Below are 10,289 nucleotides of genomic sequence, written 5' to 3' on the forward strand. Positions count from 1 at the left end.
TCTCGTCTGGCAATCGCATGAAGACTCTGGACTTCGTGCCGGCCGGGGCACGCAACAACAAGATGGTTTCCATGGCCTATCGCTATCTTCCCGAGGCTGCCGAGCACATGCGGATGTTCATCCCGTTTCTGAGCGCCAGCTGGGGTGATGATCCCGACTATCGCGAGAAGCTTCTGGTTCTGCAGGAAATGATCGGTGTCTCGTTGATGGGGAAAGTCACAGACTACCAGCAGGCATTTTTGCTGTACGGCCAGGCAGGTTCGGGCAAGTCGGTTCACGCTGCCGGCATCGCATGAGACACTCGTGACCGAGATGTTTGCCGACAACAACTCCGTCGAGCATTTCCTGACGACGCCCGGCTCCAAGCTGAAGTATGGGGCGGACGAGTGTGTTTCGCTGACAGAACTTCACACCGCCCACTGGCAGTTCATGCTGGCGTCTGGAGCAGGACGCCGTGTCGAATTACCAATCCCTCTAACCCGCCTTACCGTTAACACCGCTGTTGGCGCGAACAAGCGACATGAGCATGGGGCCAATTGCGAATTCCCCCGCCTCGGTGCGTCGTGTGAGATCGCGGAGGTAACCTCCCGCCGAATTGATATGCCCTACCCTTTTGAGGATACAGGCGATGACGGTCGCCGCATTCTCCGGACCCATTGCCAAGCAAGCTGCCTCGTATGCCGACGGGCTGACGCCGAGCATCGACCTGACGACGACGGCAGCCCCCATGAGGTCTCGCCAGTTGGCAACTTGCCCGCCAGGAGCGTAGTCGGCGATATCCGGGCAAGCCTGCAGGACCAGTCCAAGCGGGAAAGACTTCAGTGGGCCGCCCCCAGTTGAGGCCGATGCCTTTCGCCCTTCTCGCCATACTTCTTTCCCATCGTCGGCGGAATTCGAGATGCTCCTGCCGTCGGCCATCGGCACGTCCTTCCACCCGATGTGATCTGCTGAGTTTGCCTCCTGCTTCGTTTCGAGGCTTGGTTCAAATTCATAATGGGATTTGGGATTTGAATTCTGTATGTGGCGCTCAATTTGAGACTCATTGGAGTCGATTTTTTGTGTTTTTTTATTTGCATCGAGCAGGTTGACGATCTCCTCGCGCAGCATCTCCATATCTTCGAGCGACGATTCCAACTCGTCGAGCCCTGGCGTGCGAGAAGGTCGAGCCGTCATCGATCTGAACAAGAGCGTGATCCGCTCCCATTCGCCCCTCACCCCCTCGTCGATCGCCGCGGCGATCAGCTTGGCAATATCGCGACGGCAAATCGTCAGGTGCTGCTTCGTGATCCGCAGCTGCTCTCGGTCGGCAACCAATTGTGCTGCCAAAGCCTCAATCTCGGCCGCGCGTGCTAACAGTGGGGCAAGCGAGAAGCCGAAGGCCTCCTCGATATCCCCTGCCCTCCCCCTGCGCGCGTAGCGCTTTCCATTGGCGCTGTCCTTCCGCAGGATCAGTCCCGCGTCCACGAGCCCTGCCAAGTGCCGCCGTAGCGTCGCAGCGGTCATCCCTCTTGCGCGGATCGACAGCTGTGCATTAGACGGGAACACGATTAGGCCGCGCTCCTTGGACAGCTCGTCATCTGGATAGAAGGTCAGCAGCGCGTCGAGGACGGTAAGTGCGCGATCCGTAACGCCCAGCGACGGCCGTGCTTCGCAAATTGCTCTGAACAGCTTCCATTTGTTTTTCGCAGTTCCAGGCTCGATGTTTTCGGCCATCTGTTGGCTTGCCAACATGCCGAGCGACATCGCCCGCCGCCCAAAGGGCGTCGTCACATGCACATTCTCCATGATTCTCTCACCTATGTTTAGGCAAAAAAAATCCGCTCACCAAAACGGTGCCAAAGACTCTTGACTAGGATTCGTGGAAATGCGATTCTCGATCTTGCTAGGAATCTGAGGAAGGCTTCCACGACGGGAACGTTTGGGGGCCTTTTTCTTTTGCTGCTACACTCCTTGTTGATCCTGTTTCCTGTAGGCCCGATACAGGTCGGCGAGGTTCTCAGCGATGTAGTCGCCAAAGCCTCCTGCATCCTTTGCCTTGAGAACGAAGGTGTATGTCTTGCCGTCGTTCCGAATATCGGCTGACACGGCGTTGTCATCCGACGCCCATTTCTGGGCCTTGGTGGTTTTCGGCCGAGACTGCTTCCCGAGACTTTTCACGAAAGCCAGAAGCGAATTGAATCGGTCGTCCCCGGCTTTTGCCTTAAAGCCCTCGGACTGGATGAAGGCTGACGCCTGTTCGAGTGACGAAGGCTTCTCCAAGAGGTTCTTCAGCTCATACCAACGGTCGCGGCCGATGCCCTTAGCCGCGCCGACGACATCGAGGACGTGCTTAGGAATGGCCGCAACGGCCAGCATTTTCGAGAAGGTCGCCCGGTCGATGGAGAGAGCGGAAAGCGCAATCGCGTTGTCGCCATCGAACTGGCGGCGGGCGATCTCGGCGGCGAATAGCGCCTTCTCGAGGAACGACAGGTTCGCCCGTGCGGAGTTCTCTTGGCCTTGCGCAACTAGGTGATCACTGTCCTTGAGATCTTTCACGACTGCTCGGACCTTCCGACCGAGCGTCTTAGCCGCGCGAAGTCGGCGATGGCCAAAGACCACCATGTAGCGGCCCGTGGTCAAGGGGTGCGGGCGGACCAAGATCGGCGTGTCCTGTCCCCGATCCCGAATTGCTGTGACGAGTTCGTTAAAGTCCTGCTCGTCATCTTCGAGGCGGTCGCGAACGAATGAGCCGTCGATGATCTCGGGATCGAGATTGACCACCGCCTCCCCTTCGAGCAACCTATCCGCTTGCGCGGCCAATTCGTCGAGAGAGTGAATGAGCGACTTCGAGGCTCCCTTGTTCGTGTACTGAAGGATTGCCTCGTCGTCATTGGGCGCTGCGTCGCCCATGACATTCATGAAGGGGTTTTTCCGAGCCATATCGCTATCCTGGAAATTGAGTTAAATGCTTGATAGTCTTGGGCTGAAAGTAGATTTTTACGGCAGTCAAAATCATCACATTCTCCCCCATGCCCGATGGATCAGACCTTGGATCTCAAAATTCACGCCGTCCATGCATTCTATCGCACGGTCGTAGGTGTCCCTGTTGAAGTTCGAGCGATCCAATTCATACAGGCTCCGCTTGGTCAGGCCCGCGTCAGAGATCGCTGTGGTTTTAAGCATCGGCGTCTTCAGAATTTCCTCCGCAAGCATCGACTGCATGAAGCCGACCATCTGCACCTGCGGGACATCCTGTGGCTCGAAGCGGGTGATCAAATAGCGGAGCCAATCCAAGCGGACGTCTGCGCCAGCCTGTTTGATCGTCTTCGTGATGTTGCCGAGCATGAGCAGGAACTGCGACATGCTCATCAGGTCGAGCATCTGTGGGTGAACCGTGATCAGGACCGACGTCGAGGCCGTCAACGCCGTCAGGGAAAGATAGCCAAGCTGCGGAGGACAATCGATAATCACGACATCGTAACGGTCATCGACATCCAAGAGGGCTTTGCCGAGGCGAGTGAAGAATCGCTTGCCCTCGCTACCTGCCTGCATCGCCAGCGGGGTGTCGTATTCGTATTCTTGCAGTTCCAAATTCGCCGGGATGATGTCGAGGCCGGGAAAGTTGGTGTGCAAAATGATGTCAGCGATGGGCTTCCGCTGATCGTCGTAGCGGATCATATCGTAGAGCGATGGGTTCTCATCCAGCTCCGGTTGGAAGCCGTGAAGGGCCGAAAGAGACGCTTGCGGATCGAGATCGATTGCGAGTACGCGATGACCAGTGAGAGCCAGGTGCTGCGCAAGATGAGCGGCCGTGGTCGTCTTGCCTGACCCACCTTTGAAGTTCACGACGGCAATCACCTGAAGTTTGTCGCCGGATTTTCGCTGCGGGACGTATTTCTTAGCCTCGCTCTTCCCGGTTTCAGCGAGGTAGTGTCGAAGCTCCCACATCTGCTCGGCTGTATAGAATTTCCTGTTCCCCGACATGGTCGTCGGAATCGGCCCCTTGCCATCAAGATACAGGCGTTTGAGATTGCTCGGAGTGACGCCGAGATAGTGGGCGACTTCCGCTACCGAAAACTGGCGAAGGGTTTTCTTCGCGGAGGGCGGAAAATTTTCCAGGCGCAGCTGATTAAGCTTGCGCGAGATTTCGGCACCCTGCCTCAAAATTTTATCGTCGAGCTCAAAAGACGGGAGCGGACTGAACGCGTTCATGGTGCCTCTGGCCATTCTGGCGGTAAAATTACCGATTTTCATAATATGCCGTCATTATCTCCGATTCTCGCAATCCGGCAAGGAAAATAGGGTTAATAAAAGGTTAACGAAAGTTAGCCCTCTCGTTGCTTCGGCGAGAGAACATGAAGCCGATTCTGATGGTGTGGGAATAGGGGGTCAGAGTGTTTTGTGCTGCAACGTTGACCACCGTCAAAAAATCGAAAATCTGCAGTTTTCTCAAGAACTTGGCTTATTGTTTCGATTGCAGCTCTGTGGGGAGGCCTGGCTAAAAGGGCGGCTCGGCGATAGTGCGGCCGTCCTGTTCGGCCAGGATCGCTTCCCGTTCAGCCAGCGCCAACCTGAGTTCGGCCTCGATCTGGCGGCGTTCGGCCGGATCGGCGTTGCGGGCTTCCGCTTCGAGTTCCAGGATCGTGCGGTCGAGGTCGTAGGTCATCGTCGTCTCCTTGACGTTTTGTGAAAGACGACCCGCGCGGTCATGGTGGCAGGCAGGGGTCAAGGATCGCGGAACGCGACCGGCGGAGCCGGCGAGTGGGGGAGCCGAATTTTTTGGCGCGGCCAGCAAAGGACGGGACTGAAATTTGGGGGAACCGCTCGTCCTTGGCGCCTGTCTGTCGCCATGGCATCCTTGGACGGACTGAGCAGACTTTTCCTTTCCGTATGGCACCCAGAAAGCGGGATGCGGGCTCGATGCCCGCTTCCCGCTTCATCTATGGGGAAGCGCCCCGCCTTGGCAGGCGGGGCTTCTGGTATCAGGCGTCGCGCTTCGGGCGGTTCCAGACCAAGTCGTAGTCGCCGTCGGTCTGGCTCGGCCACAGGGCCGCGTTGATCGGGGCGTTGAAGCTCGGGTCGTCGAGCTTAACCGAGATGTAGGGTTCGCCATCGGTGGAGGTGGCGTTCCAGCCTGCGCCGACCTCGGCCATGCCCGCCATGACGCGGAAGTCAGGAGCGTCGCGGGAGGTGCGCTCGATCGGAACCAGGCGGGCCTTTATCGAGACCGTCAGGGTGCGGACAGCGCCGCTGATGAGGTTGCCGTTGGTGGAGAAGTTGCCGATGATAGCCATTTTCGAGATCCTTTCGGGTTGCTCGGGTCGCGTCCATCGCGACCTCGATGGCTGTCGAAGGGATGGGGGACGATCGGACCGCGCCCTTTGGGCCGGAACGAAGTGGAGGACGGCCGGAGGCGGCTTTCTTGTCCCGCGAGGAATGACGGCGGCCCAGGGGCTCCATTCGACCTGTCGAATGGGATGGGTCCCGGCAGGGGAAGAAAGTCGAAGACGGCCGTTGCGGGAGGACGATCGAGGCGCAGCCGGTCTCCGATCAGACATGCCACATCGAGGACGTGATGGCCGCGCCAGGGTTGATCAAACCGGAAGGCTCTCGAAAATGGCGGGCCGTCATCGACAGCACCTCTTCGCTGCCGGCGGCGACCACGTCGGCTCCAACGGGCTGCAGCTGTGCATTCGGTGTGCCCGCCGTCACCGATCGATCCCGCTGCCTTCGATATCGCTCCTCCGCATTGGCTTTCGGTGGGCTGTCCTCGCGTGCCCGCTGGAGGACAGCGCCCTCCACGACACGGAATCCTATTCTTCCGCAGGCATATGGGCACCGGCTCCATGCACTCGGCGCATCTACTGCCATGGCAGCGCCCTACCGCCGAGTCCATCTGGGCTGGACCCGTCGAACAGATCACTGATGCCCAGCCCGCCTGCTAAGGCGGGGCGCTCTCGGTCTTCCGGGTGCCGCGCCAACCACCATCAGCTCGATCATTCGCGCCCGTCTGGAGAAGACAGCGCGGCCGGGGCGACATTAGAGGCGGCGAAGCGCCGACCCGGACAAGTCGATCGTCACCGGCATCGGCGGAGACGGCCGAAGGCTGGCTGCGTGCCGGAGGCATCAAGCGCGGTCGCCGCAGGCGATGGCCAGAACCAAGATGCGGGACGAACCTGCCGGTCCCGACGATCCGCGTGGCTCCGTTGAACGACCTACGGCGCGACCTTCGCCGTCGCGCCATACAGGATGAGCTGCCTGATGTGCGCGCGGACCTCGGGTTCGGTTCCGTAAAACCGGTCCTGCCCTTGTGGATATGTGATAATCCAGGGTTCATCGGCTCCCATCATGATCGCTTCGAAGATGTCGCCATTACCCGCGGTGACGGATATAACACGAGTTGGTCCTGCCGAATGTTGCTCCCGCACCAGTGAAAATGACACCAACCAGCTCGGGCCATGGGAATTTCGCAGCGCCTGCATGACGCCTGTTGTGCGCGCATTCATCCAGTCATCGCGCAGACTGGCTTTCCAGTATCTCCCATGCTCCGTGGCATAGGCTCTAATGGCATCTCCTCGGCTCGGGTGAGCGGGCGCAGTGTGGTCATGGAGTTTCCTTTCGGCGGGAGGGACGAGGTGGTGGGTCCGGCGCGGCCGGGTCTCGATCGCGCCGCAGAGCCGCGAAGCGGGCAAGGCGGGATCTGAAGAGATGAAGAGCATCGGAGAAATGAGCATAGCGACGGCCGCAGGCCGGGATTTCGGGAATTCGTGACGCGCCGGCGCGGGAGAAAGGGCAGCCGTAGGAGCCTCAGCGCAGCGGCTCGAAGAGGAGTCGGGACCGACTGCCCCCCTGTGCCGGCGCTCCCTATCCTCAGACACACCACATCCCCTCGCATTCGTTCTGCCAGAGGTCGAGCTGACCGCGATCAGAGGCCTTCGATATATCGGCCTCGTCCAGCGGCACGTACGAGCGATGCAAGAGGACCTCGCCACGGATACCGCGAATGCCGTTGCGTAGCGCCTGCTCGACCGCGACGGCGTCGGCCCATGCCGCAATATCGTGATCGCGCATGACCGCGCGAAGGAGAATGGCGGCGGATCCTTCCTCTGACGGATCGAGACCATGCGGAGAGAAGAACATCAGCGTCCTTCCACGAATTCACGGTCCAGCCAGCGGAGAAGATCGCGACGCATGATACCGATGGAACCGTTGATCTCGGCAATCCGAGCGTCGCCGACGATATGACCGCCTTCACGGAACAGGTCGACGAGATGATGCATGACATCGAGATAGAGATGGCCGCCGACAAGGGCGACATCCGAGAAGGGAACACGTCCATAGCCCGTCAAAGTCGCGATGTGCATTCCGGGATGCTCGCCGGAGGCCATCGCACGGCGCTTGGTCTTCTGCTTCGGCCACCGCGTTCCGAGATCGCCCGCCTTCATCTCGCCCGCGATCGCCGGGGTCATGCGCGCGTCGTAAAGTTCAATCGGCGTGGCTGCGGCTCGGAACCCCAGGCACGCGGACAGGAAGGCGACCTTCGCCTTGTCTCCATGTGGGTCGACCGACCGCAGGGTCTTCCAATGGGGGCCGTCATAGCGTTCGATGGCCGGCATATAGGCCGGGCCGTCGCGCTTTGTCGCCGAGCAGGCAAGGATCAGGAGGCGATTTGCGGGATAGGGAGCCATCATGCTGCATCCCGCTCTTCACCCGCGTCCGGCTGCAGGCCGTGAAGGTAGGCGACGGCGCGCTGCGCGTGCGCGGCGGCGGCGAAGATCCCCGCTTGTCATCCGAGAGCACCTGCAACCACGACTGAAGGTAGGATGCATGATCCGACCGCGGTTCCAGCTCCGGCGCAATGCCGAGATCGGCGCAGAGGAAGCAGCTGCCGAGTTCGGCGATCAGTTCTTCGCGGGCGCGTTCGCCGCGATCCTTGCTGTAGCGACTGAGATCGCGTCCAACGCGATGCGCCGGCGCCGTCCAGTGCGTGGCCTCGTGGTGAGGGTTGACACGTACGAGGCCGCATCCCTGAAGCTCTCGACGAATGGCATCTGTATGTGGTCGGTCGCAGGGCTGAAGAAGGCCCGGTCGCCGCCATGACGGATATCGCGACCCCGTTACGGCGGTCCGCAAGCCGGAACGATAGGGGGACGGCGCACGCAAAGCGCCGGAACGAAGTGGAGGAGGGCGAAGCCCTTGCGCTGAATCCCGGTTCCGGCAGGACCTGAGCCGGACGGGTCGCTTGGCGCTCGTCGTTCGACATTTCCGCTTCCGATCTGGCGAAGGAACATCAGGCATGCTATATGCATCTGACCATCTGACTAGGTGAGACGAATGGGTAAGCAGACACAATTTTCAGGGACGAACAGGCCGGTACACCCGACGATGAATGGACGGTGGAAGCTCGAGGACGCGAAAGCGCGCTTCAGCGAAGTTGTCCGGCATGCCAGGGAGGACGGTCCCCAGCGCGTGACCGTTCGAGGTCACGATGCGGTTGTTATCATGAGCGTCGAGGAGTTCGAGCGTCTGACACCGACTGCGCCTCGAGTGCCGTTCGTCCAGTTCATGGAGGCGTTGCACCTCGACGGCCTGGATCTCGAACGTGATGCCGACCGCGGCCGGGATGTCGAACTGTGAGGGGATGGCTGCTCGATACCAATGTGGTGGCCGCGCTGATCAACCCGCAGGGCGCACCCTCGGTCAAAACATGGGCGGCAAGCCAGGAGGAAGAGACGTTTCATCTCAGCATCCTGACGCTCGCGGAATACGACAAGGGAATACATAACCTGCCGAACGACCATCCGGATCGCTCGCGCTATATCGCATCGCGGGACGCTCTCGCGGACCGGTTTGGTGATCGTGTGCTTTCCCTTCGCGACGAAGCCGTGCGGCTCTGGGGACGCATATCCGGAGAGGTCAAAAAGGACACCGGACATCCGCCGCCCGTGATCGATACGCTCTTGGCGGCGACCGCAATCGAGTACGAGCTCTATCTCGTCACGCGCAACGTGAAAGACACCCGCCACTCGGGCGCGGCCATTTTCGATCCATGGACCGATGACCCGGCCAAGTTTCCGCTGAGTCCAAGGGCCAATAGGACGCGATAGCAAAGGAAATGGCGGGGCCGAAGCCCCGCCTGACCGCTCAACCGAGCGCGTCCATCTGCGCTTCGGCCGCCTTGCGATCGAGCGCCTGGCCGGGATTGTCGACTAAGCGATCGAAGGGCTTCCAGGATTCCCCGACGGCGTGTTCATAAGCCGCGACCGCGCCCTCGGCGGCCATGCGGAGCGAGAATGCCTGGATACCCATGTCGGCGGCGAATTCCCATTTGCGCTGCGCGGAACTGTCATAACCGACAATGCCGTCCCGGTCGTCGTTGCGGGCGTCCCTGGCGGCCTTGGCCGTAGCGTCGCGAGCTTCCGTCACGGCGCGCGAGTAGAACTGGCCAGCGCCATGGGCGGAACCGACGAAGGCTCCGACGATGCGTTGCAGGTGGATCTGCATCGCACGCTCGCCGAGGCCTTCGGACAGAGCGTCGACGGTTTCGAGGATGAGGCGCTCGTGCGTATCGCGTTCAACCATCGCCATCGACGACGGTTGAGCGCCAGTACCCGTTTATGCTGTCTGGCGGCATGGCTCAACGTGTTGTGGTCGCCGGTGCATTGACCACGCCGGCCCCGGTCGTCATCGCCGACGAGCCAACCAAAGGCCTCGACGATGATCGGGTCGAAGAAACGGTCTCACGCGTCCGCCAACTTCTCGAGCATGGCCGAGCAGTCTTGGCGATCACACATGACATCCGTATCGCGCTTAACCTTGGTGGTCATATCGGTATAATGCGCGGCGGCTGGATGCTGGAACAGGGACCTGTGGAAGAGGTGTTGGACGCTCCTCGTCACGCCTACACCCGCGCATGGCTTGAGGCAGATCCCGATCGGTGGCCGCGGCGCGCAGTTGGTCGTATCGCCGCGGCGGTGCTCCACGCCAAGGAGCTTGCCTACGCGGTCGGTCATCGCAGACTTTTCGAAGACTTAAGCCTGACCCTCCACCGGGGGAGCATCACCGCCATTACAGGTCCCAGCGGCTGCGGTAAAACGATGTTGGGCAATGTGCTCCTCGGCCTTGCGCGTCCGCTTGTGGGAACCGTGCGCTAGGACACGGACTCATAAGCTGATGCGATCCACATCCTCGTGGCGGCGATCTTGAGTGCTGCGAGGTAGTTGTCTGCCCGGCGGTCATATCGCGTTGCCAAGCCGCGCATCTGTTTGATGCGATTGAAGAACCGCTCCACGAGATTGCGCTGGCGGTAG

13 protein-coding genes and 3 pseudogenes are annotated in these 10,289 nt (G+C 60.4%); 4 read left to right on the forward strand and 12 right to left on the reverse strand.

The genetic code is table 11. From position 1 onward, the window contains the following. On the forward strand, positions 1–296 hold a 296-nt coding region (locus ACEVQ6_RS22970; RefSeq protein WP_374891380.1), incomplete at its 5' end, for a hypothetical protein. 178 nt (positions 297–474) lie between these two features. Here the strand turns inward: ACEVQ6_RS22970 and repC are convergent. The 10 genes and pseudogenes from repC to ACEVQ6_RS23020 all read right to left on the reverse strand — a co-directional run. Beyond that, entirely contained in the window at positions 475–1,785 is a 1,311-nt protein-coding gene (repC, locus tag ACEVQ6_RS22975; RefSeq protein WP_374891381.1) for a plasmid replication protein RepC, read from the reverse strand. 156 nt (positions 1,786–1,941) lie between these two features. Further along, the gene (gene repB, locus ACEVQ6_RS22980; RefSeq protein ID WP_374891382.1) at positions 1,942–2,919 is read right to left on the reverse strand and encodes a plasmid partitioning protein RepB; all 978 of its coding nucleotides are present in this window, start codon (positions 2,917–2,919) and stop codon (positions 1,942–1,944) included. 75 nt (positions 2,920–2,994) lie between these two features. Beyond that, the gene (gene repA / locus ACEVQ6_RS22985) at positions 2,995–4,191 is read right to left on the reverse strand and encodes a plasmid partitioning protein RepA (protein WP_374891383.1); all 1,197 of its coding nucleotides are present in this window, start codon (positions 4,189–4,191) and stop codon (positions 2,995–2,997) included. A 286-nt stretch (positions 4,192–4,477) separates the two neighbouring features. Beyond that, a complete protein-coding gene (locus ACEVQ6_RS22990; protein WP_374891384.1) occupies positions 4,478–4,645 on the reverse strand; it encodes a hypothetical protein in 168 nt (55 codons plus the stop codon). Between the two features lie 316 nt (positions 4,646–4,961). Next, positions 4,962–5,273, reverse strand: a complete 312-nt coding sequence (locus ACEVQ6_RS22995) for a DUF736 domain-containing protein (protein ID WP_374891385.1) — start codon at positions 5,271–5,273, stop codon at positions 4,962–4,964. Positions 5,274–5,529: 256 nt separating this feature from the next. Beyond that, entirely contained in the window at positions 5,530–5,691 is a 162-nt protein-coding gene (locus ACEVQ6_RS23000) for a hypothetical protein (RefSeq protein WP_374891386.1), read from the reverse strand. Positions 5,692–6,194: 503 nt separating this feature from the next. Beyond that, positions 6,195–6,485 (reverse strand): hypothetical protein, encoded by a 291-nt coding sequence (locus tag ACEVQ6_RS23005; RefSeq protein WP_374891387.1) that lies wholly within the window; start codon positions 6,483–6,485, stop codon positions 6,195–6,197. 364 nt (positions 6,486–6,849) lie between these two features. Beyond that, a pseudogene (locus ACEVQ6_RS23010) lies at positions 6,850–7,050 on the reverse strand (hypothetical protein); the annotation flags it as partial. A gap of 68 nt (positions 7,051–7,118) precedes the next feature. After that, a complete protein-coding gene (locus tag ACEVQ6_RS23015) occupies positions 7,119–7,670 on the reverse strand; it encodes a hypothetical protein (protein ID WP_374891388.1) in 552 nt (183 codons plus the stop codon). Beyond that, positions 7,667–8,093 (reverse strand): annotated as a pseudogene (locus tag ACEVQ6_RS23020) (zincin-like metallopeptidase domain-containing protein); the annotation flags it as partial. The gene ACEVQ6_RS23015 and the pseudogene ACEVQ6_RS23020, both read right to left, overlap by 4 nt. Before the next feature lie 271 nt (positions 8,094–8,364). Between ACEVQ6_RS23020 and ACEVQ6_RS23025 the strand changes: the two are divergent. Further along, positions 8,365–8,616: a type II toxin-antitoxin system Phd/YefM family antitoxin gene (locus ACEVQ6_RS23025; RefSeq protein ID WP_313523152.1), complete on the forward strand. Its 252-nt coding sequence runs from the start codon at positions 8,365–8,367 to the stop codon at positions 8,614–8,616. After that, positions 8,613–9,086, forward strand: a complete 474-nt coding sequence (locus ACEVQ6_RS23030) for a type II toxin-antitoxin system VapC family toxin (RefSeq protein WP_374891389.1) — start codon at positions 8,613–8,615, stop codon at positions 9,084–9,086. The genes ACEVQ6_RS23025 and ACEVQ6_RS23030 overlap by 4 nt, the downstream gene beginning before the upstream one ends. A 37-nt stretch (positions 9,087–9,123) precedes the next feature. Here ACEVQ6_RS23030 and ACEVQ6_RS23035 read toward each other — a convergent pair. Further along, positions 9,124–9,552: pseudogene (locus ACEVQ6_RS23035) on the reverse strand (hypothetical protein); the annotation flags it as partial. 59 nt (positions 9,553–9,611) lie between these two features. Here ACEVQ6_RS23035 and ACEVQ6_RS23040 point away from each other — a divergent pair. Beyond that, positions 9,612–10,133, forward strand: coding sequence for an ATP-binding cassette domain-containing protein (locus ACEVQ6_RS23040; protein WP_374891390.1), 522 nt, complete (start codon positions 9,612–9,614; stop codon positions 10,131–10,133). Here ACEVQ6_RS23040 and ACEVQ6_RS23045 read toward each other — a convergent pair. After that, positions 10,130–10,289: transposase (locus tag ACEVQ6_RS23045; RefSeq protein WP_374891391.1), on the reverse strand; the 160-nt coding region annotated here is incomplete at its 5' end. The two genes, ACEVQ6_RS23040 and ACEVQ6_RS23045, sit on opposite strands and share 4 nt — an antisense overlap.

The organism is Ensifer soli (assembly GCF_041928815.1).
GTDB lineage: Bacteria > Pseudomonadota > Alphaproteobacteria > Rhizobiales > Rhizobiaceae > JBHFEI01.

Coding starts and splice junctions, on each gene's coding strand:
- repC (WP_374891381.1), bottom strand. CDS start 1,785: ATGGAGAATGTGCATGTGACGACGCCCTTTGGGCGGCGGGCGATGTCG.
- repB (WP_374891382.1), bottom strand. CDS start 2,919: ATGGCTCGGAAAAACCCCTTCATGAATGTCATGGGCGACGCAGCGCCC.
- repA (WP_374891383.1), bottom strand. CDS start 4,191: ATGAACGCGTTCAGTCCGCTCCCGTCTTTTGAGCTCGACGATAAAATT.
- ACEVQ6_RS22990 (WP_374891384.1), bottom strand. CDS start 4,645: ATGACCTACGACCTCGACCGCACGATCCTGGAACTCGAAGCGGAAGCC.
- ACEVQ6_RS22995 (WP_374891385.1), bottom strand. CDS start 5,273: ATGGCTATCATCGGCAACTTCTCCACCAACGGCAACCTCATCAGCGGC.
- ACEVQ6_RS23005 (WP_374891387.1), bottom strand. CDS start 6,485: ATGAATGCGCGCACAACAGGCGTCATGCAGGCGCTGCGAAATTCCCAT.
- ACEVQ6_RS23015 (WP_374891388.1), bottom strand. CDS start 7,670: ATGATGGCTCCCTATCCCGCAAATCGCCTCCTGATCCTTGCCTGCTCG.
- ACEVQ6_RS23025 (WP_313523152.1), top strand. CDS start 8,365: ATGAATGGACGGTGGAAGCTCGAGGACGCGAAAGCGCGCTTCAGCGAA.
- ACEVQ6_RS23040 (WP_374891390.1), top strand. CDS start 9,612: ATGGCTCAACGTGTTGTGGTCGCCGGTGCATTGACCACGCCGGCCCCG.